This window comes from Macromonas nakdongensis (assembly GCF_002837145.1).
Lineage (GTDB): Bacteria > Pseudomonadota > Gammaproteobacteria > Burkholderiales > Burkholderiaceae_C > Macromonas_B > Macromonas_B nakdongensis.
Genome location: NZ_NWMV01000015.1, coordinates 1 through 21500 on the forward strand (window position 1 = coordinate 1; position 21500 = coordinate 21500).

The window sequence follows — 21500 nt, forward strand, 5'->3', positions numbered from 1 at the left end:
CGGCGGCCCGGTCCAGCGCCGGCAACGCCGGCACCGCGGTGTGGAAGCCGTGCAGTGCCTGGGGCACGGCCTCACCCACCCAGACGTAGCGATAGGGCGCACTGGGCCGGCGCTGTGGTGCCGCGGGTTGGCGGTCGCGCTGCACGGCAAAGCCCAGCACCACGTCTTTCCCCGCCAGGGTGTCGGCCAGCACCGCGTCGTGCTGCGGCAGGCGCAACAGGCTCTGGCGCACCGCGGCGGGCAGGGGCCACAGGTCCACCACCGCGTCGGGCGAGGTGCGGTCGGCCTCGGCGAACACCACGTCAAAACCGATGGCGGCGGCCCCGGCATCGCTCAGGCGCTGCACCAGTTCGGCGATGCGGGTGCGCGGCCACGGCCACTGGCCCACCTGCGCCAGGCTGGCCTCGTCGATGTCAACGATGCGCACCGGCACCGCTTCGTAAACCCGGGGCTGCCAGCGCTGGTACTGGTCGTAACCCTGGTGGCGCAAAGTTTGCATGAACAAGGGGTCGGTCACCAGCAGCAACAGGCCCAGGCCGACCGCCACCGCCGACAACAGCACCGCCACGGCGTTGAGGGACCACTTTTTCATCGTCGGCTCGGCGTGCCTGCCGGGACCTGCGGGGTGCCGCCGCCCCGCCCGGTGGGGAACAGTTGCACGAAACGACTTTTCATTTTCATCATCGTCGATAGAATGAAGTTCGACAGATTTTGTTACATCCCGGCCGTGGTGCCACCACAGCCCCTCACTTGCCAAGGTGTTTCACCATGAACATGCATTTGAAGCTGTCCGTGCTCGCCGGCCTGGTGGCCCACGCGCTGGGCCATGCACAAACCTTGCCCGTCCCCCTGGTGGACGCGGCCCGGACCGCGGTGCTGGCCAGCCCCGACGTGCAGGAGCGCTGGAAGGCCTTCCGCGCCACCGAAGACGGCGTGGACGTGGCCCGGGCGGCGTGGCGGCCCCAGGTCGATCTGACCGCCAACGTGGGCCAACAGCACCGCCACACTCCCGGCCAGGACCTGGGCACCTTTCCCATCCGCGGCAGCGATCTCCGCCTGACCCAACTGCTGTTCGACGGCGGTGTGGCCGGCAGCGCCATCCGCGAAGCCGGCGTGGACCGCCTGCGCAGCTACTACGACCTCACCGCCGCCGGCGAAACCATCGCCCTGCAGGTGACCCAGGCCTACCTCGACCTGCTGCGCCACCGCGAACGGGTGGCCCTGGCCACCGAGCATTACGCCGAACACCGGCGCACCAGCGACATGCTGCAGGAGCGCAGCAACGCCGCCGTGGCCCGCCGCTCCGACCTGGAACAGGCCCTGGGCCGCCTGGCCCTGGCGGAGTCAGAGCTGACGGACGAAACCACCGCCCTGAACAACGCCGCGGTGCGCTACCAGCGCCTGGTGGGCACCCTCCCACCCGCGCAGCTGCCGGCCTGGCCCGAAACCGCGCACCTGGCTGCTATGCCCACCAATGCCGAAACCGCCCTGCGCGACGGCCTGCGGCACAACCCCAGTCTGCGCGCCGCCTGGCAGAACCTGCGCGCCCGCCAGGAAGCGGTGGACGGGCGCCAAGCCGCCTTCCTGCCCCGGGTGGAGTTGCGCGTGTCCACCGAACGCGACAAGAACCGCGACGGCGTCGCCGGCCACGCCCGCGACCAGGTGGCCGAAGTGGTGCTGGAACAGAACCTGTATCGCGGTGGGGCCGACGTGGCCCGCCGCACCCAGGCCACCGCCCTGGCCGCGCGCGCGCAGGCCCAGTTCGAGCAGACCTGCCGCGAAGTCGGCCAAACCCTGTCGGTCGCCTACAAGGACAGCTACACCCTCGAAGAACAGCGCCGCCTGCTCGACGAGCAGCGCCTGGCGGTGGACAAGACCCGCACCGCCTTCCGCCAACAGTTCGACCTCGGCCAGCGCACCCTGCTCGACCTGCTCGACACCCAGACCGAGTACTTCGAGAGCCAGCGCAACTACCTCAACGCCCGTTACGACCAGCTCGCCGCCGAAGCGCGCACCCTCGCCGCCATGGGCGGCCTGGTGGCGCAACTGGGCGCGCAAGCCGCCGACCGCCCCACACCCCAGGCCCTGGGCCTGGACGGCGACGAGCACGACCCCTCGGCCCACTGTGCCGTGCCCGTGACCTTCATGGACTCGCTGGCGCGCATCAAGGCCGGGCTGGACATTCCCCGCCCGACCGGGCGCGGGTCCTACGTCGTGCTGCTGCCCAACGCCGACGGCAGCGTGGGCCGCGTTTCCGTCAGTGGCACCGGGGGGCAGCAGGAACTCCACCAGGCCGGCACCGGCACCCCCCTGCAAGGCCACCAGGCGCCCTCGGCCGTCAGCGACGGCGAAGTCCAGCGCGATTTCGGCGCCGCGCTCCAGGCGGCCCCAGCCCTGCCGGAAAAATTCACTTTGCTGTTCGACCAGGGCAGCACCCGCCTGAGCCGCGACAGCCGCGGCGAGTGGGACAAGGTCCTGGCCAGCCTGCGCCGCCGCCCGGCGGTGGACATCACCCTGGCCGGCCACACCGACACCGTCAGCAACGACCGGCTGAACGACGCGCTGGCGCTGCGCCGCGCCAAGGCGGTGGAAGCGATGATCCGCCGCAGCGGCTTCAAGAATGTGGTGATCGCCGTGGAAAGCCACGGCGCCAAGAACCTGGCCGTGCCCACCCCGCCGCAAACCGGCGAAGCACGCAACCGGCGTGTGCTGGTGACGGTGCGCTGAAACGGCCGCGCTGCCGTCGGCCAGACGGCGTCAACGGCCGGCCACGGCGGTCGGACCGGCGTCCACTTTCACCACGAAGTGCGTGCCACGCACGCCGATGGTGCCGGTTGGCGTGGTCACGCTCACCGCTTCGGGCTTGAGCTTGGCGATCGCGCCCGACACGTAATTCAGCGTGCCCTTGCTGAGCCGGGTGCCCAGTTTGAGCTTGCCTTCGCGCGGGGCGTACAGGTATTCGTCCACCACCAGCTCCGTGTCGGGGCCGAAGGACATCACGGTGTCGTCCTTGAAGGTCACCCCCAGGCTGCCTTGGGGACCGGTGATCAGGCGGTTGCCCTGGAACACCGGGGCCCCGACCACGGCCGCCTGGCGTTGGCTGCTGCTGGCCACGAAGGCCTGGCCTTTGACGGTTTTGACGTAGCCGATCGGCGGTTCGGCCGCCAGCGCCCAGCCCGAACACAGCAACCACGCGGCGGTCCAGAGTTTGGGGTTCATGACAGGGCTCCTTGCAGGGAAATGGGACAACGACACCACCCAGCAGAAGGCGGTACTTTTATCAGAATAACAAATTTCTCTGCCCTCCGGAAGCACCGCCCGTCTGTTGGGGGCCGACCAGACCGGGCTGTGCCGCACGGACTCAGGCCAGCGCCGCGATCCACTGGGTGGAGCCACGCAGTTTCTGCGCCATGTCCCGGGCCAGGTTTTCCAGCAGCACGATGTTCAGCACCGGTTCGCGCGCGCCGATGACCTGCAACTGCTCGGCCCCCAGCACGCGCAGGCGCACGGCGGTGTCGGCGAACACCGAAGCGCTGCGCGTGGTCTGGCCCAGCAGCACCATTTCGCCGAACACCATGCCAGGGCTCAGGGTCGAGATGCGCTGGTGGGCACCGTCGTCCAGCGGCACCAGCACGCTGACCTGGCCGGCCTCGACGAAGAAGATCTGACCATCGCTGGCCTGGCCGCTGTGCAGGATCTGGGTGCCGGCGGGGTGTTCCACGCAGCGCGCCACGGCCTCCAGTTCGGCCAGCAGGGGTGCGGGCAGGCCCTGGAACAGGGGGCCGTCGGCCAGGGTGGCGGACGCCGGCACCTGGTGGTCCGACTCGGCCATCAGGCGGTGCTCGCACCACTCCACGGCCAGGTCGTTGTCCTCGAAGCTCAAGAAGCCGTGGTCCTCCCGGCCGGCAGACTTGCGCAAGGGACCGCTGATCTGCGGACGCTGGTGGATGCGTGAGAACACCACCGCCACGCCATCCTGGGCCAGGCCCAGGCGGGTCTGGTTGAGCAGGCGCGCGGCGCTGTCGGTCAGGCCATCGACGCGGTGCATGTCCAGGATGAAGCTGTGCGTCTCGGGCGCCAGGGCCAGCATCTCCCGGATCACGTGCTCCATGCCGTCCACCGCCAGGAAGCCGTGCAGGCACAGGTACTTGATGCGGTGGGCCTGCTGCTGCAGGTGCGCGCGGACGCTGGGCGTGGGTTGCCGGCGCGAGGGCGCGTCGGCCGCGGTGTAGATGCGGCCCAGGGCCATGCGCGGGTCGTTGGTGCGCGAAAACACGTTCAGGTTGAAGTCGCGCGACAGGCGTTTGCAGACCTCGATGCCGCGCACGCTGTTGCCCTTGGCGTCCAGCCGCGGGGAGTACACGGCAATGCCAAAGCGCCCCGGCAGCACCGCGACGATGCCACCGCCCACCCCGCTCTTGGCCGGCATGCCGACGTCGGTCAGCCAGCTGCCGGCAAAGTCGTACATGCCGCAGGTCGCCATCACGCTGAGCACGCGCTCCACGTACTCCGGCGGCACCGCGCGCTCTTGCGTCACCGGGTTGACGCCGCCATTGGCCAGCGTGGCGGCCATGCAGGCCAGGTCCTGGCAGGTGACCAGCAGCGAGCATTGGCGGAAATAGTTTTCCAGCGAGGCCATGGGGTCGCCTTCGACAATGCCGAAGTTCTTCAGCATCCAGGCGATGCCGCGGTTGCGGTAGCCGGTCTCGCTCTCGGAGCGGTAGACCTGATCGTCCAGCGGCAGGTCGCGCCCGGCAAAGGCCGACAGCGCGCCCTGGATGCGGGCCCACTGCGCCTCGACCGTGGTGCCGTTCACCAAACTGGTGGTGGCGATGGCACCGGCGTTGATCATGGGGTTGAGCGGCGCACCGGTTTGGGGATGCAGGCTGATGGAATTGAAGGCGTCGCCGCTGGGCTCCACCCCCACTTTCTGCGACACGAACTCCGCGCCCCGGTCGGCCAAGGCGGTGGCATAGACAAAGGCCTTGGAGATCGACTGGATGGTGAAGGCCTGCTGCGCATCGCCCACGCTGTAGGCCACGCCGTCGGCCGTGACCAGGCAGATGGCAAAACCGTCGGGATCGACCTTGGACAGTTCGGGGATGTAACTGGCCAGCGCCCCGCCGCGTTCGTCGGCCAACTGGGCGTGCAGGCGCTCCAAGGCCGCCAGAATGGGGGATTGCATGGAAGGGGTCCCGGATCTTGACAAGAAGACCCGATCGAAGCACGTCCTGTGCCAGCGCCGGGCTAGGCCGGGGCGCGCAGGTCGAAGGTCTGCCCAGCCTCAAGCCACAGCAGGCGGTGGCGTTCCTCCAGACCCAGGGCGCGCAGTTCGGCCTCGATCAGCATGTGCTCCACCGGCTTGGTGTGGGTGATGCCGATCGGCACCCACTGGTGGCGGGCGTCGAGCTGGGCCAACTCTTGCGCCAGCAGGCTGGGGCAGAGGTGCTGGCTGCGCTGTGCCAAGCCCCGCTCCTTTTCGCTGAAAGCGGTTTCGATCACCAGCATGGCCAGCTGCTTCATCTGGTTGATGCGCGCCCAGAACGCAGGGGTGCCACAGGTGTCGCCGGTGAACACCCACTGGCCAACCGGCGTGTCCACCGCGTAGCCCACGGCCGGCACGGTGTGCTGCGCCGGCAGCACCTCGACCCGGTGTTGCGCGACGTGCACCACCTCGCCCACCTGCAAGGGCTCGAAGCGCAGGAACGGGGCCTCGACCGAGGGCAGGGCAGAAAAATCGGGCCAGATCGTGTGGTTGAACACATGGGCCTTCAGCGCCGCAATGGTTTCCGGCAGGGCGTGGGCCACCAGCGGCCGGCGCATGCTGCCGGCGATGGTGTCCAGCATCAGCGGCAGGGCGGCGATGTGGTCCAGGTGGGCGTGGGTGATGAAGACGTGCTCGATGCGCAGCATCTCCTCGACCGTCAGGTCCCCGACCCCGGTGCCCGCATCCACCAGGATGCGTTCGTCCACCAGGAACGACGTGGTTCGCGCGTGTTGCGCAATCGCACCCGAGCAGCCCAGAATTTTGATCTGCATGCAGCAGCCCCAACGACGGAGGTGATTAAATGTGCCCCATGGTACCCAATATTGAATCGCCTTCCAGCGCCCCGGTCGCGCTGATCGGGGCGCCCACCGATGTCGGGGCCGGGGTGCGCGGCGCCTCGATGGGGCCGGAGGCATTGCGTGTGGCGGGCCTGCAACAGGCCTTGCAAGGCCACGACCGGCGCGTGCTCGACCGCGGCAACCTGGCGGGCCCGGCCAACCCCTGGCAGGCACCGCAGCGGGGCTACCGCCACCTGGACGAGGTGGCCGCCTGGAACCGGGCCGTGCACGATGCGGTGCACGCCGAACTGGTGCAAGGGCACCTGCCCATCCTGCTGGGCGGCGACCACTGCCTGGCCATGGGCTCGATCGCCGCGGTGGCGCGCCATTGCCGCGCCCAAGGCCGGCGTCTGCGCGTGCTCTGGCTGGACGCGCACGCCGACTTCAACACCTCGGCGCTCACGCCCAGCGGCAACCTGCACGGCATGCCGGTGGCGTGCCTGTGCGGCTTCGGCCCCGAGGCCCTGACCGGCCTGGCCGGCCACAGCCCCGCGCTGTCGCCGGCCGAGGTGCGGCAAATCGGCATCCGCAGCGTGGACCCGGGTGAAAAACGCTTCGTTCACGCGCAGGGGCTGGAGGTGTTCGACATGCGCCACATCGACGAGGTCGGCATGCGCCAAACCATGGCACTGGCCCTGAGCGGGCTCGACGGCGACACCCACCTGCACGTCAGCTTCGACGTGGATTTTCTCGACCCCGGCATCGCCCCCGGCGTGGGCACCACCGTGCCCGGCGGCCCCACCTACCGCGAAGCGCAGCTGTGCATGGAGATGATCGCCGACACCGGCCGCCTGGCCAGCCTGGACGTGATGGAACTCAACCCCGCGCTGGACGTGCGCAACCAGACCGCGCTGTTGGCGGTGGACCTGATCGAAAGCCTGTTCGGCAAGAGCACCCTGATGCGGCGCGGCTGAAGACCGCCCGGCTCAGGCGTTGCCCAACTGCCGTGCCAGCGCCCCGATGCGGGCCAGGGCCTGGCGTTCCACGTCGGTCCAGGCGCCGGCGAAGCTCAGCCGCAGGCAGTGGCTGAAGCGGTCGGTGGCGGTGAACAACGCCCCCGGCCCGAAGGTGATGCCTTCGGCCACGCAGCGCTGGAACAGCGCCATCGCGTCCAGCGGGTCGGGCAGTTCCACCCACAGCGTGTAGCCGGCCGAGGGATCGCTGACCCGGGTGCCGCGTGGAAAGTCGCGGTTGATCAGCCCGCGCGCCTCGCGCAGGCGCTCCTTCATCAGCGCGCTCAGACGGCGCATGCGCCCCTCATAGCCGCCTTGCGACAGCAGATCGGCCAGGGCCTGTTCCAGCACCACGTTGGTGGGGCCGCCCTGCACCCGCTTGAGCGTGGTCACCCGGTCCTTCCAGCGCCCGGCCTCCACCCAGCCCAGGCGCACACCCGGCGCCACGGTCTTGGAGAATGAACCGCAGACCATGACGCCGCCCTCGGTGTCGAAGGCCTTGGCCGCCTTGCGCCGCTCGTCCGAGGCCAGCAGGTCGTTGAACACCACGTCCTCGATCAGCGGGATCTGCCGCGCCGCCAGCAACTGCACCAGGGCGCGCTTGTCGGCGTGCTTCATCACCGCGCCCAGCGGGTTGGACAGCGTCGGCACCGACAGCACCGCCTTCACCGGCTGGGTGTCCAGCGCCAGCTGCAGCGCCGCCAGCGACAGGCCGTGCTTGGGGTGGGTCGGGATCTCCAGCACCCGCAGGCTGAGCGATTCGAGCAGGTCCAAAAAGCCGAAGTGGGTGGGCGACTCCAGCGCGACCACGTCGCCCGGCTGCGTCACCGCGCGCAGGCACAGGCCCACCGCGTGGATGCAGCTGGTGGTGATGATGAGGTCGTCCGCCGCCAGCTGGCAGCCCAGGTGCATGGCGCGGCGCGCCACCGCCTCGCGCAGCGCGGGCGTGCCAGGGGAGTCGGTGTACTCGATCAGGCTGAGCCGGTGCACCCGGGTGGCCCGGGCCAGGGCCACGCGCACCCGGTCTTCGTCGAAAAACACCGGGTCTTTCGGGCAGGCGCCACCGAAGCTGACCGGCTTGGACACGGGGTAGCCCGCGCCAAAGGTCACCTCGCCCTGTTGCGGCTGGAACACCGCGATGGTTTCGGTGCGGCTGTTGCGCTGCACCAGCAGGCTGTGCCGCGGCGGGCGGCTCACCGCCGGCAGCGCCGGGCCCTTGCCACGCGGCGCCACGAAGTAACCGGCCTTGGGCCGCGCCGTCACCAGGTGCCGCTCTTCCAGCCACTGGAAGGCCTGCACCGCGGTGGACACCGACACCCCGTTCTGCGCCGCCAGGTCGCGCACCGAGGGCAGGCGCTGGCCGGTCTTGAAGACCTCGCCGTCGATCAGCCGCGCCACGCGCTGCGCGATCTGGGCGTACAGGGGCGGGGTCGCGGGGGCGGACGTGTCGGCGCTCAGCATGGTGGGGCCATTGTGCCGGAGGGCACCGATGTTGGGGCACCGCCTACCGGTACAGATCGCCTCCGGATCGGCCCACACAGAAGCCCGGCCCCCGGCCGCTGCACGCGGCACTTTGTGCGGGGCTGTGTCTGTTCGGCGGCGGGGGTAGGCGGCACAGTGGAGCCATCCCCACCACGTCCACAGGAGTGCCCCATGAACCGCCACGACACCCCCGTCCACCGCTTGCCCGCCGACCAGGCCCTGACCCTGGCGACCGCACCGGGCCAGGTGCTGCGGGTGCTGGCCGGGCGCCTGTGGCTGACGCAATCGGGGCAGCCGGACGACCGCTTCGTCAGCGCCGGCCAGACCTGGGTGCTGGGCCCGGGCCGGACCGTGGTGCAGGCCGACGCCGGGCCGGCACGTTACACCGTCGGACCGGCGCCAGCGCCCAGCGCGGTGCGGGCCACACCCGCCTGGCCCGTGCTGGGCCGTCGGCTCACAAGCCCTTGATGGCGGCCAGGCGCGTCATGAGCTGGCGCACCACGGCTTGCTGCATGTCGGTGTAGAGCAGCTCTTCTTCCATTTCCTTGCCCAGCACCTGGGTTTCGGTGAAGCTGAGTTCGCGCTCCTGCAGCAACTCGGTGGACGCGATCAGCTCCTTGCCCGCCGGGGTGCGCAGCTGGAAGCGCAAGCGCTGGCGCAGTTGCAGTTCGCGCACCTGACCGGCGGCGGTGGTGCCCACCACCACGCGTTCGCGCTGGTCTTGCAGCACGGTCAGCACCACGTCGGGCGCTGCCGGCACCGTCGGGTCCTGGCGGCTGTCCGCCAGCCCCTGCACCTGGACCCCACTGGCTTGCAGCAAGGCGCCCAGGTCGGCGACCAGGGCGGTTTCGGCCGGCGCCACCAGGCGCAGGCGCTCGAAGGCCATGCGCACGCCGCTGCCACGCAGGCGGAAACCGCAGGCCTGCAACAGGGGCAGGGCGCTCAGGGCCAGGAAGGTGCGGCGCGGCGTATCCATGACGTCACAACACCACGTTGACCAGGCGGCCCGGCACCACCACCACCTTTTTGGGTGCCGCGCCTTCGGCCTGCTTCTGCACCGCTTCGTTGGCCAGCGCAGCGGCTTCGATGGCGGCCTTGTCGGCGCCGGCCGGCACCAGAATGGACCCGCGCAGTTTGCCGTTGATCTGCAGCATGAGTTCGATCTCGTCCTGCACCAGCGCGGCCGGGTCCACCTGGGGCCAGGCGGCGTCCAGCAGGTCGCCCAGTTCGTTGGCGTAGCCCAACTCGCTCCACAGCGTGTGGGCGATGTGCGGTGTGGCCGGGTACAGACTGCGCAGCAGGATACCGAAACCTTCGATCAGCGCCACCTGTGCGCCGTCGGCGTCGGTGGCCTTGAAGTCCTCCAGCGCGTTGAGCATCTTCATGCAGCCCGACACCACGGTGTTGTACTGCATGCGCTGGTAGTCGTAGTCCACCTGCTTGAGCACGGTGTGGATCTCGCGGCGCAGCGCCTTGGCTTCCTTGCCAAAGGCCACGTCGTTCAACTGGGCGGCATTGGCCACCGCGGCGGTGGCCTGGCTCCAGTCGTTCTGGCCCAGCTTCACGCCAAAATTCCAGACCCGGCGCAGGAAGCGGTAGCTGCCTTCCACGGCGGCGTCGTTCCACTCCAGCGTGGCCTCGGGCGGCGCGGTGAACATGGTGTACAGGCGCGCGGTGTCGGCGCCGTACTTCTCGATCAGGTCCTGCGGGTCCACGCCATTGTTCTTGGACTTGGACATGGTGCCCACGCCCTCGTAGTCGATCGGCGTGCCCACGGGCAGCAGGCCGTCGCCACTTTCGGCCGCGTTCTTCAGCTTCGCCCCCACCACCTTGCCGGCCTCGTCCAGCACATGCTCCACGTCGTGCGGCCAGAAGTAGTCCTTGCCGCCCTTGGCGGTGCGGCGGCTGTAAATGTGGTTGAGCACCATGCCCTGCGTGAGCAGCTTCTTGAACGGCTCGTCCACCTGCACCAGGCCGAGGTCACGCATCACCTTGGTCCAGAAACGCGCATACAGCAGGTGCAGGATGGCGTGCTCGATGCCACCGATGTACTGGTCCATCGGCATCCAGTACTGCGCGCCTTCGGCCACCATCGCGTCGGCGTTGGTGGGGTCGCAGTAGCGCATGAAGTACCAGGACGAGTCCACGAAGGTGTCCATGGTGTCGGTCTCGCGCCGCGCCGCCGCACCGCAGATCGGGCAGGTCACGCCGGCGTGGAAACCTTCGTGCTTGAGCAGCGGGTTGCCCGAGCCGTCCGGCACGCAATCTTCCGGCAGCACCACCGGCAGGTCCTTTTCCGGCACCGGCACCGAGCCGTGCTGCGGGCAGTGGATGATGGGGATGGGCGTGCCCCAGTAGCGCTGGCGGCTGACGCCCCAGTCGCGCAGGCGGAAGGTGGTTTTCTTCTCGCCCAGGCCTTGGGCGGCCAGCAGTTCAGCGACCTTGTTCACGGCGGCTTTGTAGCTCAAGCCATTCAGCACGCCGGAGTTCACGCACACCAGTGAGCCGGTCTTGTCTGCGTACCAGTCTTGCCAGCGGGTGGCATCGAACACACAACAGGCCGCAGCGTCGGGTGCGCCGGGCGACGATTTCTGCTCGCAGCATGAGGCGCCCGGCGTGCCCGATGGTGTGGCCGTCCCTTCCGGAACGACGCCCACCACCTGCTGGATCGGCAGGCCGTACTTCAGCGCAAAGGCAAAGTCGCGCTCGTCGTGCGCCGGCACCCCCATCACCGCGCCATCGCCGTACGATATGAGCACGTAGTTGCCCACCCACACCGGCACTTCGGCGCCGGTCAGCGGGTGCGTCACCGTCAGCCCGGTGGGCATGCCCTTTTTCTCTTGCGTGGCCAGTTCGGCCTCGGTCGTGCCGCCGGTCTTGCATTCCTCAATAAAAGCCTGCAAGGCCGGATTCTTCTCGGCCGCGTGGGCCGCCAGCGGGTGCTCCGCCGCCACCGCCGCGAAGGTCACGCCCATGATGGTGTCGGCGCGGGTGGTGAACACGTACAAGCGCCCATCACCGATCAAATTGCCGTCGTGTCCGGCGATCTGGTGCGTGAACGCGAAGCGCACGCCTTCGCTCTTGCCGATCCAGTTTTCCTGCATCAGGCGCACCTTGTCGGGCCAGCCGTCCAGTGTGGCCTGCTCGTTGCCCAGCTGCACGTGTTGCAGCAACTCATCCGCATAAGCGGTGATGTTCAGGTAATAACCCGGAATTTCGCGCTTTTCCACCGGCGCCCCGGTGCGCCAGCCGCGCCCGTCGATCACCTGTTCGTTGGCCAGCACGGTCTGGTCCACCGGGTCCCAGTTCACCACCTGGGTCTTGCGGTAGGCGATGCCCTTTTCCAGCATCTTCAGGAACAGCCACTGGTTCCACTTGTAATACTCGGGCGAGCAGGTGGCCACTTCACGCGACCAATCGATGGCCAGGCCCATGGCCTGCATCTGCTGCTTCATGTAAGCGATGTTGCTGTACGTCCACTGCGCCGGCGGCACCTTGTTCTTCAGTGCGGCGTTCTCGGCCGGCAGGCCGAAGGCGTCCCAGCCCATGGGCATGAGGACGTTGTGGCCCTGCATGCGAAGCTGGCGCGTGAGCATGTCGTTGATGGTGTAGTTGCGCACGTGGCCCATGTGCAGCTTGCCGCTGGGGTAGGGCAGCATGGAGCAGGCGTAGAACTTGGGCTTGGGCTTGCCTTGCGCGTCGGTGGCGTGTTCGTTCACACGGTAGGCGTCGCGGGCGGTCCAGTGGGCGTGCGCGGCGCGCTCCACGTCGGTGTGGCTGTATTTGTCTTGCATGGCTCGTCGGTTGCCTGAAAAAGACGGCAATTCGGGAGGAAAAGCGACCCGAATGATCGGTTGCTGCGGGTGATGGGCCGACGCGCTCAGCGCAGGCCCAGCACGTCGAACATGTCGAACAGGCCGTGGGGCTGGCTGGCCAGGAAACGCACCGCGCGCAGGCTGCCTTGGGCGTAGGTGGCGCGGCTGCTGGACTTGTGGCTGATCTCGATGCGGTCGCCGGTGCCCAGGAACATGACGGTGTGGTCGCCCACCACGTCGCCGCCGCGCACGGTGGCAAAGCCGATGGTGCCGGGGTCGCGCTCGCCGGTGTGACCATAGCGCTCGTACACGGCGCAGTCTTTCAGGTCGCGGCCCAGGGCGTCGGCGATCACCTCGCCCATCTTCAGCGCGGTGCCGCTGGGCGCGTCCACTTTGTGGCGGTGGTGGGCTTCGACGATTTCGATGTCGTAGCCGGTGTTGAGCGCCTTGGCGGCCATCTCCAACAGCTTCAGCGTCACGTTGACGCCCACGCTCATGTTGGGCGCCATCATGATGGCGATGTGCTTCGAGGCCTCGGCGATCTCGGCCTTCTGTTCGTCGCTGAAACCGGTGGTGCCGATGACCAGCTTCACGCCGTGCCGCACGCAGGCGCGCAGGTGCTCCATCGTGCCTTCGGGGCGGGTGAAGTCGATCAGGTACTGGCTGCCCGCCAGGGTGCCCAGGTCGGACGCGATCGCCACGCCGCTGCGCTGGCCCATGAACAGGGCCGCGTCCTGGCCCAGCGCGGGGCTGCTGGCCTGGTCGAGCGCGCCGCTGAGCGCGCAGTCGTCGGCGTTTTGCACGGCTTCGATCAGCATGCGGCCCATGCGGCCGCTGGCGCCTGCGATGCAGACGCGGTGGGGGGTGGTGCTCATGGCGCGGAGGTCAGCGGGTTTCCAGCGGGGGGTAGCTGGTGTTGGACGGTGCGGCCGGGGCCGGGGCAGTGGCGGGGGCCGGGTTCTTGTCGCGGAAGGCCTTGAGCTGTTCCTCGGTGGCTTCCAGCACGGGCGGCTGAGCGCTGGTGCGGCGCACGTCCAGCGAAGCCACGAATTCCTCTTCGGACGGCAGCTCATCGGCCTCGACCTTGGCCAGGGTGTCGCCCTCGAAAAACACCGCCACCTTGCGCATCTGCTCTGCCTGGCCCTGGCGTTTGAAGGTGAACACGTAGTCCCAGCGGTTGGCGTGGAACACGCTGGCCACCAGCGGGGTGCCCAGAATGCCGCGGACCTGCTCGCGGCTCATGCCCGTCTGCAGGGCCTGCACCTGCTCGCGCACCACCACGTTGCCCTGCAGGATGTCGATCTTGTAGGGGGTGATCAGGCCGCCCAGGGTGCTCATGGACGAAACCGTCTCGCCCAGACTGGAGCAACCGGCGAGGGCCGCGGCCGACAGGGTCAGCGCAAGCACGCCGGCCCGGCGGGCACGCGTCGGAAGGAGGAGGGACATCATGGCGTAGCGGTCTTGGGAACGGGCGCACGCAGAACGCGGCGCGAGGTTATATCATTCGGTCCATTGTAGCCGTCGCCCCGCGCGGGTGGGTGGCCCCACGCCGTCCTGCGGCCGGACCTGGACGGCCCGAACGCATTCCTGGGCATCCCCGCATGAACCACATCGAAGAACTCAAAAGCACCGGCTTGAAAGCGACGCTGCCGCGCATCAAGATCCTAGACATCTTCCAGACCGGACGCCAGCGCCACATGACCGCCGAAGACGTGTTCCGGGTGCTGCTGCAGGACCACTCCGACATCGGTCTGGCCACGGTCTACCGGGTGCTGACGCAGTTCGAACAGGCAGGACTGCTGGTGCGCAGCAACTTTGAATCGGGCAAGGCGGTGTACGAGCTGAATGAAGGCCAGCACCACGACCACCTGGTGTGCCTGGACTGCGGCCGGGTGGAGGAGTTCTACGACGCCGAAATCGAAAAACGGCAGCACTCCATCGCCCAGGCCCGCGGTTTCGAGTTGCAGGAACACGCCCTGTCGCTCTACGCCAACTGCACCAAAACCGACTGCGAACACCGCACGCGGCCGCGCCGCGCCAGCGGAGGTTGAGCTTCAGTCGTTGCGCAGCATGGCGGCGCGCTGGCGCTGCACGAATTCTTGGTAGGTGTCGATGCCACGCAGCTGCAGGATGGTGTTGCGCACCGCGGCCTCCACCAGCACCGCGATGTTGCGCCCGGCCACCACCTGGATCACCGCCTTGCGCACCGCCACGCCCAGCACGTCCTGGTGCAGCGGTTCGTGCGGCAGGCGCTCATAGTCGCGCTCCATGGTTTGCTTGCGCACCAGGTGCACGATCAGGCGCAAGCGCATCTTGCGCCGCACCGCCGTCTCGCCAAAGATGGCCTTGATGTCGAGCAGGCCGATGCCGCGCACCTCCAGCAGGTTCTGCAGCAGGTCGGGGCAACGCCCTTCCAGGGTGGTCTGGTTGACGCGGTCGATGTCCACCGCGTCGTCGGCCACCAGGCCGTGCCCGCGCGAGATCAGCTCCAGCCCCAGCTCGCTCTTGCCCAGGCCGGATTCGCCGGTGATGAGCACGCCCAGCCCCAGGATGTCCATGAACACCCCGTGCATGGTGGTGCGCTCGGCGAAGTGGCGCGAGAGGAAGGCGCGCAGCACGTCGATGACGAAGGCGGCGGAGTAATCGGTCGAAAACAGCGGGATGTGGGCCCGCTCGCACATGGCCACCAGGTCTTCCGGCGGCGTCTGGCCGTCGGCCACCACCAGGGCAGGCGGCTCCAGGGTGACGATGCGCGCGATCCGGCGGCGGCAGTCGTCCAGGCTGGGCACGCTGAGGTAGCGCACCTCGCGTTCGCCCAGCACCTGCACGCGGTAGGGGTGGATGTAGTTCAGGTAGCCGACCAGGTCGGCGCCGGAACGGGCCTCGCTGATGGCTTTTTCGTCGAAACGGCGCTCGGACGCCACCGAGCCCGCCACCCACTGCCACTTGAGGGTTTCGCGGTGGGCCTCGAACAGGGCGTCGGCACTGACAGCGGTCGGCTTCATGGCGGGGCGTCAGGCGGGTGGGCGGCGCACCGTGGGCCCGCTCAGGCGGCGGCGTGTGCCGATTGCCAGCCGGCGATCATCCGGTGCAGTTCGACCGCGGCGGCGCTCGACTTCATCTGTTCGCGCAGGCCGCTGTCGCTCAGCAGTTCGGCGATTTCCGACAGGATTTCCAGGTGCTTCTGCGTGGCCGCCTCGGGCACCAACAGGAAAATCATCAGGCGCACGGGCTGTTCGTCGGGCGCGTCGAAACCGATCGGGTTGGCCAGCTGGAACACGGCGGCCAGCGGCTGTTTGAGGCCCTTGATGCGGCCGTGCGGAATGGCCACGCCATGCCCCAGGCCGGTGGAGCCCAGGCGCTCGCGGGCAAACAGGCTGTCGGTGATGAGTGCGCGGTTGAGCCCGTGCAGGGACTCGAAGAGCAAGCCAGCTTCTTCAAACGCACGTTTTTTGCTGGTCGCATCCACGGCAACCAGCACCTGCTCGGCAGGCAAAATGGCAGAAAGTCGGTTCATAGACGGCCTCACGGAAGGCGGATTATGCCCATATGCGGGTTTCTGCCTAGTCTCCAAAAACAAACAGGCCGCTTGACAAAGCCAGCGGCCTGCTGCAGCGCCAAGGTGTCAGCGCTGTGACGACGGGATCATTGCAACTCGCGTTTCACCGATTCGTGGTGGTGGTCCTGGGCCTTGTCCTTGTAGCGCAGCACCTGGCGGTCCAGCTTGTCGGCCAACTCGTCCACGGCGGCGTAGAGATCGGCGTGCGTGCTTTCCGCGAAGATGTCCTTGCCTTTCACATGGATATTGCACTCGGCTTTCTGGCGGTGGTCCTTTTCCTTGATCTTGTCCACGGTCAGCAGGACCTTGATGTCCACCACCTGGTCAAAGTGGCGGGAAATGCGGTCGAGCTTGGTGGTGACGTAAGAGCGCAAGGCGGGGGTGATGTCGAGGTGATGACCGCTGATCGTCAGGTTCATGAAGAGCCTCCTTTGCTCTGGTTGACCAGATCCCGGGCCCGGGGCGCCGGGATCGCAGGAACGTTGCCGTTCGACTCCACTATGCCCGCTTCGGGCGGAATGGGCAAGCATGCGGTGCAGCAAAACCGGGGCAAGGTGCAGGGGTATTGCGGCCGCGCCAACCGGGGCGGCCCGGATGGCACTGCCGCACACACAAGCTGGCATGATGGCTGCCTGGAGACACGATGGCCCTCAACACCCTGATCACCGGCAGCCTGCACCCGCCGCCGCCCGGTGCGCCCGCGCGCACACAGTCCCGCGCCCTGGTGCTGATGGGCGGCGGGGCACGCACAGCCTACCAGGTGGGTGTGCTGCGCGCCCTGGGCCGGCTGCTGGCCCAGCACGGCCACCCGGCGGGCACCTTTCCCTTCCAGGTCCTGCTTGGAACCTCGGCGGGGGCCCTCAACGCCACCTGCCTGGCGAGCGAAGCCCTTGGGGGCCTGGCCGCCTTCGACGCCCTGGCCGGCTTCTGGCAGCGGCTGCAATCGGCCCAGGTCTACCGACTCGACAGCCCGCGCTGGACCTGGCCCAAGCTGCTCACCGCCGGCCTGACGCTGATGCGCCAGGTGCGCCGCCACCGCGCCCTGCTCGACACCCTGCCACTGGTGGACACCCTGCACCGCGCCTTGCGGCTGGAGCAGATCGAGGCGGCGCTGCGCGACGGCGCCCTGGATGCCCTGGCCGTGACAGCATCGAGCTACACCACCGGCGAACACTGGACCTTCTACCAGACCCGGCCCGAGGCGCCCGTGCCGCCCTGGCGCCGCCCCGGCCGGCGGGCCGGGGCCCAGCCCATCGGCATCGAGCACCTCATGGCCTCCAGCGCCATCCCCTTCCTGTTCCCGGCGGTGCCGCTGTGGGTGGATGGGCACAAGGAGTTCTTCGGCGACGGCTCCATGCGCCAGCTCTCGCCGCTGTCGCCGGCGATCCAGCTGGGCGCGCGCCAGATCCTGGTGATCGGGGTGGGCCAGCCCCAGCGCGCCGGCTGGGGCGGGGGCGGCCCCGGGGACGACCCGACCGCCGGCACCATCGCCGGCCACGCCCTGGCCAGCGTGTTCCACGACACGCTGCAGGCCGACGTGGAACAGGCCCAGCGCGTCAGCGCCACCCTGACCCAGTTGCCACCGGGCCTGGGGCACCTGCTGCCCTACCGGCCGGTGGAGGTGCTGGCGGTCCAGCCCAGCGTGTCGCTGGACGAACTGGCGCTCAAACACGTGCACGCCTTGCCCGCGGCCGCCCGCCGCACCCTGGTGGGGCTGGGGGCGCTGGACACCCACCGCGGCGCCACCGGCAGCGCCGCCGCCCTGGCCAGCTACCTGCTGTTCGAGCCCCCCTTCGTCAACGCCCTGATCGCTTGCGGCGAGCACGACGCGCTGGCCCGCCGCGACGAGCTGCTGGCCTTCTTCGACACACGGCCGTCATGATGCGGTGCAATAATGTCGATCTTGTTTCACAACGGAGTTCCTCGTGGAAAGCAGCCCCAGTCGCGTGCTTTCAGCGCAGGTTCTGTCTTCCTGAAGCGGGGCTGACGCCAGGCCCCGCCCGGACGGCAGGCGGCGGCTGAAAGCACCCCACCGCCCGAAGGCCCCGGCCTTCCCCTCCCCGTCCGCCCGTCGCCTTCAGGAAGCGTCCCATGCTCAACGTCTTCACCCTGGCCAATGGCCGCCTGTTCCAGGAAGAAATCGAATCCCTGGAAGAGCTGACCCGGTTCAAGCCGATCTGGGTCGACCTCGAATCGCCCACGCCCGAAGAGCGCCGCTGGGTGCGCCAGCACTTCGGCCTGAGCATCCCCGAAGACGCGATGGACGAAGACATCGAGGAATCCGCCCGCTTCTTCGAGGAAGACAACGGCGAGCTGCACGTGCGCTCGGACTTCCTCATCGACGACGAGGACAACCCGCGCACGGTGCGCGTCGCCTTCATCCTGAACGAGCAGAACGACGCGCTCAAGAGCCGGGGGGTGCTGTTCTCCATCCACGACGAGGACGTGCCGGTGTTCCGCCTGCTGCGCCTGCGCGCGCGGCGCATGCCCGGCCTCATCAAAGACGCGAAAGACGTGCTGCTGAGCCTGTTCGACACCGACGCCGAATACTGCGCCGACACGGTCGAAGACATCTACGACGATCTGGAGCGCATCAGCACCAAGGTGCTGTCGGGCCAGGTGACGGACGAGATCGCCTCCGAGGTGCTGGCCGGCATCGCGCGGCACGAGGACATGAGCGGGCGCATCCGCCGCAACATGATGGACACGCGCCGCGCCGTCAGCTTCATGATGCGCACCCGCATGCTCAGCGCCGAACAGTTCGAGGACGCGCGCCAGATCCTGCGCGACCTGGACTCGCTCGACAGCCACACCGCGTTCATGTTCGAGAAGATCAACTTCCTGATGGACGCGACCATCGGTTTCATCAACATCAACCAGAACAAGATCATCAAGATCTTCTCGGTGGCCAGCGTGTCGCTGCTGCCGCCGACGCTGGTGGCCAGCAGCTACGGCATGAACTTCCAGTTCATGCCGGAACTGAACTGGGCCTTCGGCTACCCCTTCGCCATCGCCTTGATGGTGCTGTCGGCGGTGATCCCGATGGTGTATTTCCGCAAGCGCGGCTGGCTGAAGTGAGCGCCCGCTGACGCGGCGTCGACTGACAGCGCTGCTTAGAGCAGGTTGAGCGCCTTGCGCACGATGCGCCCGCTGTAGTGCCGCGCCACCTGCTGCAGGAAGCGCTGAAAATCCACGTGGGCGTCGTCGTCGGCCCGGTCGGAAATGGTGCGCACCGCGGCAAACGGCACGCCGTAGTCGGCACACACCTGGGCCACCGCGGCGCATTCCATTTCCACCGCCAGCGCTTCGGGCAAGGCCGCGCGCAGGGCTGCGCTCTCGGCGGCGCTGGACACGAAGCGGTCGCCGGTGACGATCTCGCCCCGGTGCACGCTGGGCGCGTGCAGGCCAAACAGGCGCAGGGTGTCGGCGTCCAGCAGCTTGGGCAGCCAGGTCACGGCGTCGCGGGCGGCCTCGTGCAGCACCTGGGTCAGCGCCAGGTCGGCGGCAAAACGGCTGCACCCCCGGCCCGGCACCTCCCAGCGCGGGAACAGCGGCGAGGCGTCCAGGTCGTGCTGCAGAAAGGTGGTGCCCACCACGATGTCGCCCACCTCCACGCCCGGGGCCAGGCCACCGGCCACCCCGGTGAACAGCACCTGCTGCGGCTGGAAACGTTCCATCACCGCGGTGGCGGTGGTGGCCGCCGCCACCTTGCCGATGCCCGACAGCACCGCCAGCACCTCGTGCCCCTGCAGGTGGCCGTGCCAGAATTCGCGGTCGGCGGCCACGGTCTTGCGCTCGTCGGGCATGAGGGCCAGGATTTCGGCCAGTTCCTCGTGGACGGCGCTGACGATGGCGATGCGTTGGCCCATGGGCGTGACTCCGGCTATTTCTTGTCGCGCAGCTCCCGGCGCAGGATTTTGCCGACCGGGGTCTTGGGCAGTTCGGTGCGGAACTCGATCACCTTGGGCTGCTTGTAACCGGTCAGGCGGGACTGGCAATAGTCTCGCACATGTGCCTCGGTCAGGGCCGGGTCTTTCTTGACGATGATCAACTTCACCGCTTCGCCCGAGTGCTCGTCGGAGATGCCGACCACCGCGCACTCCAGCACCCCGTCGATCTGGGCGACCACGTCCTCCACCTCGTTGGGGTAGACGTTGAAACCGCTGATCAGGATCATGTCCTTCTTGCGGTCGACGATCTTGAAGTAGCCGCGCTCGTCCATCACGCCGATGTCGCCGGTCTTGAACCAGCCGTCGGCGGTCATGACCTTGGCGGTTTCGTCCGGGCGCTGCCAGTAGCCGGCCATGACCTGCGGGCCCCGGATGGCGATTTCACCGCGCTCGCCCACAGGCACCTCGTGGCCCTCGTCGTCGAAGCAGGCCATGAGCGTGCTCGGCAGCGGCACGCCGATGCTGCCGGTGAAGACCGTGTTGGTGACCGGGTTGCAACTGGCCGAGGGACTGGTTTCCGACAGGCCGTAGCCTTCGCAGATGGGGCAGCCGGTGCGCTCCAGCCACTTTTGCGCCACGGCGCTTTGCACCGCCATGCCGCCGCCGACCGACACTTTCAGGTTGCGCCAGTGGACGGTGTCGAAATCGGGGTGGTTCAACAAGGCATTGAACAGCGTGTTGACCGCCGGAAAGCTGTGGAAGGTGTGCTGGCTCAGCTCCTTGAGCACCGCCGGCAGGTCCCGCGGGTTGGGGATGAGGATGGTTTTGCCCCCGTTGCGCATGCTCAGCATCATGTTCACCGTGAAGGCGAAGATGTGGTACAGCGGCAGGGCACAGACGCTGGTGGACTGTTCGTTCGCCGGGATTTTCTGCATCACCGGGTCGTTCCAGGCTTCGGACTGCAGCACGTTGGCGATGATGTTGCGGTGCAGCAGCACCGCCCCCTTGCTGACGCCGGTGGTGCCGCCGGTGTACTGCAGCAGGGCGACGTCGTCGGGGGTCAGCGCCGGGGGCTGGAAGGGCAGGCGCCGACCGCGGGCCAGCGCGTCGTTGAAGCGCACCGCCCCCGGCAGTTCAAAGGGCGGCACCAGCTTTTTCACCCGGCGCACCACGTGGTTGACGACCGCGCCCTTGATCCAGCCCAGCCGGTCGCCCATGGCGCACAACAGCACGTGTTTCACTGGGGTGTTGGCGATGCACTGCGCCAGCGTGTGGGCAAAATTCTCGATGATGACGATGGCCTTGGCCCCCGAGTCGCGCAGCTGGTGTTCCAGTTCGCGCGCGGTGTACAGCGGGTTGACGTTGACCACCACAAAGCCCGCGCGCAGCACGGCGGCGACGGCCACCGGGTACTGGGGGATGTTGGGCATCATCAGCGCGACGCGGTCACCGCGGGCCAAGCCGCGCCCCTGCAGGTAGGCGGCCAGGGCGCGCGACTGGGCATCGGTGTCGGCGTAGCTGAAGTTCTTGCCCAGGAAGCTGTAGGCGGTGCGGTCGTCGAACTTGCGGAAGCTGGCCTCCATGAGTTCGACGAGTGAGCGGTACTGGCCCGGGTCGATCTCGGCCGGCACCCCGGGGGGGTAGGCCTGCAACCAGGGTCGATCGGCGGCGCTCACGGTCTCACTCATGCAAAGTC

The 21500-nt window shown here is 68.4% G+C and carries 20 protein-coding genes; 6 read left to right on the forward strand and 14 right to left on the reverse strand.

Annotated features, from left to right (window positions below):
• Window positions 1-592 (reverse strand): CHASE2 domain-containing protein (locus CON77_RS02495; protein ID WP_157826824.1); only part of this gene is annotated, 592 nt, incomplete at its 3' end.
• A 176-nt stretch (window positions 593-768) separates the two neighbouring features.
• On the opposite strand from CON77_RS02495, the gene CON77_RS02500 reads away from it, so the two are divergent.
• On the forward strand, window positions 769-2727 hold the full coding sequence (locus CON77_RS02500) for a TolC family outer membrane protein (protein WP_101047510.1): 1959 nt from the start codon (window positions 769-771) through the stop codon (window positions 2725-2727).
• A 30-nt stretch (window positions 2728-2757) separates the two neighbouring features.
• On the opposite strand, the gene CON77_RS02505 is transcribed toward CON77_RS02500, so the two are convergent.
• From CON77_RS02505 to CON77_RS02515, 3 genes are all read right to left on the reverse strand, one after another.
• Window positions 2758-3219, reverse strand: coding sequence for a FecR family protein (locus CON77_RS02505; RefSeq protein WP_101047512.1), 462 nt, complete (start codon window positions 3217-3219; stop codon window positions 2758-2760).
• Between the two features lie 142 nt (window positions 3220-3361).
• The gene (gene glsA / locus CON77_RS02510; protein ID WP_101047514.1) at window positions 3362-5185 is read right to left on the reverse strand and encodes a glutaminase A; all 1824 of its coding nucleotides are present in this window, start codon (window positions 5183-5185) and stop codon (window positions 3362-3364) included.
• Window positions 5186-5247: 62 nt separating this feature from the next.
• Window positions 5248-6039, reverse strand: a complete 792-nt coding sequence (locus tag CON77_RS02515) for an MBL fold metallo-hydrolase (protein WP_101047516.1) — start codon at window positions 6037-6039, stop codon at window positions 5248-5250.
• Window positions 6040-6077: 38 nt separating this feature from the next.
• Between CON77_RS02515 and rocF the strand changes: the two genes are divergently transcribed.
• Window positions 6078-7019: an arginase gene (gene rocF / locus CON77_RS02520; protein WP_101047518.1), complete on the forward strand. Its 942-nt coding sequence runs from the start codon at window positions 6078-6080 to the stop codon at window positions 7017-7019.
• Between the two features lie 12 nt (window positions 7020-7031).
• Here the strand turns inward: rocF and CON77_RS02525 are convergent, their stop codons facing one another.
• Complete coding sequence (locus tag CON77_RS02525; protein ID WP_101047519.1) at window positions 7032-8519, reverse strand: aminotransferase-like domain-containing protein; 1488 nt, start codon at window positions 8517-8519, stop codon at window positions 7032-7034.
• 192 nt (window positions 8520-8711) lie between these two features.
• Between CON77_RS02525 and CON77_RS02530 the strand changes: the two genes are divergently transcribed.
• Entirely contained in the window at window positions 8712-9008 is a 297-nt protein-coding gene (locus tag CON77_RS02530) for a DUF2917 domain-containing protein (RefSeq protein WP_101047521.1), read from the forward strand.
• Here CON77_RS02530 and CON77_RS02535 read toward each other — a convergent pair.
• The 4 genes from CON77_RS02535 to CON77_RS02550 all read right to left on the reverse strand — a co-directional run bounded on the left by CON77_RS02535 (window position 8995) and on the right by CON77_RS02550 (window position 13801).
• Window positions 8995-9516 carry an LPS-assembly lipoprotein LptE gene (locus CON77_RS02535; protein WP_101047522.1) on the reverse strand — a complete coding sequence of 174 codons (522 nt, stop codon included), beginning with the start codon at window positions 9514-9516 and terminating at the stop codon, window positions 8995-8997. The two genes, CON77_RS02530 and CON77_RS02535, sit on opposite strands and share 14 nt — an antisense overlap.
• A 4-nt stretch (window positions 9517-9520) precedes the next feature.
• The gene (locus CON77_RS02540; RefSeq protein ID WP_101047524.1) at window positions 9521-12334 is read right to left on the reverse strand and encodes a leucine--tRNA ligase; all 2814 of its coding nucleotides are present in this window, start codon (window positions 12332-12334) and stop codon (window positions 9521-9523) included.
• Window positions 12335-12420: 86 nt separating this feature from the next.
• Window positions 12421-13230, reverse strand: a complete 810-nt coding sequence (gene dapB, locus CON77_RS02545) for a 4-hydroxy-tetrahydrodipicolinate reductase (protein ID WP_101047526.1) — start codon at window positions 13228-13230, stop codon at window positions 12421-12423.
• A 10-nt stretch (window positions 13231-13240) separates the two neighbouring features.
• Window positions 13241-13801: an outer membrane protein assembly factor BamE gene (locus tag CON77_RS02550; RefSeq protein ID WP_101047576.1), complete on the reverse strand. Its 561-nt coding sequence runs from the start codon at window positions 13799-13801 to the stop codon at window positions 13241-13243.
• A 155-nt stretch (window positions 13802-13956) separates the two neighbouring features.
• Between CON77_RS02550 and fur the strand changes: the two genes are divergently transcribed.
• Window positions 13957-14406, forward strand: a complete 450-nt coding sequence (gene fur / locus CON77_RS02555) for a ferric iron uptake transcriptional regulator (protein WP_101047528.1) — start codon at window positions 13957-13959, stop codon at window positions 14404-14406.
• Between the two features lie 3 nt (window positions 14407-14409).
• Here fur and hprK read toward each other — a convergent pair whose 3' ends face one another.
• The 3 genes from hprK to hpf form a co-directional block, all read right to left on the reverse strand.
• On the reverse strand, window positions 14410-15360 hold the full coding sequence (gene hprK, locus CON77_RS02560) for an HPr(Ser) kinase/phosphatase (protein ID WP_101047530.1): 951 nt from the start codon (window positions 15358-15360) through the stop codon (window positions 14410-14412).
• Between the two features lie 41 nt (window positions 15361-15401).
• On the reverse strand, window positions 15402-15872 hold the full coding sequence (locus tag CON77_RS02565; protein ID WP_101047532.1) for a PTS sugar transporter subunit IIA: 471 nt from the start codon (window positions 15870-15872) through the stop codon (window positions 15402-15404).
• A 128-nt stretch (window positions 15873-16000) separates the two neighbouring features.
• Complete coding sequence (hpf, locus tag CON77_RS02570) at window positions 16001-16333, reverse strand: ribosome hibernation-promoting factor, HPF/YfiA family (RefSeq protein ID WP_101047534.1); 333 nt, start codon at window positions 16331-16333, stop codon at window positions 16001-16003.
• Window positions 16334-16557: 224 nt separating this feature from the next.
• On the opposite strand from hpf, the gene CON77_RS02575 reads away from it, so the two are divergent.
• A complete protein-coding gene (locus tag CON77_RS02575; RefSeq protein ID WP_101047536.1) occupies window positions 16558-17796 on the forward strand; it encodes a patatin-like phospholipase family protein in 1239 nt (412 codons plus the stop codon).
• A gap of 209 nt (window positions 17797-18005) precedes the next feature.
• Window positions 18006-18992, forward strand: coding sequence for a magnesium/cobalt transporter CorA (gene corA / locus CON77_RS02580; protein WP_101047538.1), 987 nt, complete (start codon window positions 18006-18008; stop codon window positions 18990-18992).
• A 35-nt stretch (window positions 18993-19027) separates the two neighbouring features.
• On the opposite strand, the gene CON77_RS02585 is transcribed toward corA, so the two are convergent.
• Both CON77_RS02585 and CON77_RS02590 read right to left on the reverse strand, forming a co-directional pair.
• Window positions 19028-19783 (reverse strand): 5'-methylthioadenosine/adenosylhomocysteine nucleosidase, encoded by a 756-nt coding sequence (locus CON77_RS02585; protein WP_101047540.1) that lies wholly within the window; start codon window positions 19781-19783, stop codon window positions 19028-19030.
• Window positions 19784-19797: 14 nt separating this feature from the next.
• The gene (locus CON77_RS02590; RefSeq protein ID WP_101047542.1) at window positions 19798-21492 is read right to left on the reverse strand and encodes a long-chain-fatty-acid--CoA ligase; all 1695 of its coding nucleotides are present in this window, start codon (window positions 21490-21492) and stop codon (window positions 19798-19800) included.
• Window positions 21493-21500 lie beyond the last annotated feature (8 nt).

Excerpts from the sequence above, each read along its gene's own strand:
- CON77_RS02515 (WP_101047516.1), bottom strand. The coding sequence starts at position 6,039 with ATGCAGATCAAAATTCTGGGCTGCTCGGGTGCGATTGCGCAACACGCG.
- CON77_RS02500 (WP_101047510.1), top strand. The coding sequence starts at position 769 with ATGAACATGCATTTGAAGCTGTCCGTGCTCGCCGGCCTGGTGGCCCAC.
- CON77_RS02505 (WP_101047512.1), bottom strand. The coding sequence starts at position 3,219 with ATGAACCCCAAACTCTGGACCGCCGCGTGGTTGCTGTGTTCGGGCTGG.
- fur (WP_101047528.1), top strand. The coding sequence starts at position 13,957 with ATGAACCACATCGAAGAACTCAAAAGCACCGGCTTGAAAGCGACGCTG.
- CON77_RS02550 (WP_101047576.1), bottom strand. The coding sequence starts at position 13,801 with ATGTCCCTCCTCCTTCCGACGCGTGCCCGCCGGGCCGGCGTGCTTGCG.
- hprK (WP_101047530.1), bottom strand. The coding sequence starts at position 15,360 with ATGAAGCCGACCGCTGTCAGTGCCGACGCCCTGTTCGAGGCCCACCGC.
- CON77_RS02540 (WP_101047524.1), bottom strand. The coding sequence starts at position 12,334 with ATGCAAGACAAATACAGCCACACCGACGTGGAGCGCGCCGCGCACGCC.
- hpf (WP_101047534.1), bottom strand. The coding sequence starts at position 16,333 with ATGAACCTGACGATCAGCGGTCATCACCTCGACATCACCCCCGCCTTG.
- CON77_RS02525 (WP_101047519.1), bottom strand. The coding sequence starts at position 8,519 with ATGCTGAGCGCCGACACGTCCGCCCCCGCGACCCCGCCCCTGTACGCC.
- CON77_RS02535 (WP_101047522.1), bottom strand. The coding sequence starts at position 9,516 with ATGGATACGCCGCGCCGCACCTTCCTGGCCCTGAGCGCCCTGCCCCTG.
- corA (WP_101047538.1), top strand. The coding sequence starts at position 18,006 with ATGCTCAACGTCTTCACCCTGGCCAATGGCCGCCTGTTCCAGGAAGAA.
- CON77_RS02530 (WP_101047521.1), top strand. The coding sequence starts at position 8,712 with ATGAACCGCCACGACACCCCCGTCCACCGCTTGCCCGCCGACCAGGCC.
- CON77_RS02585 (WP_101047540.1), bottom strand. The coding sequence starts at position 19,783 with ATGGGCCAACGCATCGCCATCGTCAGCGCCGTCCACGAGGAACTGGCC.
- CON77_RS02565 (WP_101047532.1), bottom strand. The coding sequence starts at position 15,872 with ATGAACCGACTTTCTGCCATTTTGCCTGCCGAGCAGGTGCTGGTTGCC.
- glsA (WP_101047514.1), bottom strand. The coding sequence starts at position 5,185 with ATGCAATCCCCCATTCTGGCGGCCTTGGAGCGCCTGCACGCCCAGTTG.
- CON77_RS02575 (WP_101047536.1), top strand. The coding sequence starts at position 16,558 with ATGGCCCTCAACACCCTGATCACCGGCAGCCTGCACCCGCCGCCGCCC.
- dapB (WP_101047526.1), bottom strand. The coding sequence starts at position 13,230 with ATGAGCACCACCCCCCACCGCGTCTGCATCGCAGGCGCCAGCGGCCGC.
- rocF (WP_101047518.1), top strand. The coding sequence starts at position 6,078 with ATGGTACCCAATATTGAATCGCCTTCCAGCGCCCCGGTCGCGCTGATC.
- CON77_RS02590 (WP_101047542.1), bottom strand. The coding sequence starts at position 21,492 with ATGAGTGAGACCGTGAGCGCCGCCGATCGACCCTGGTTGCAGGCCTAC.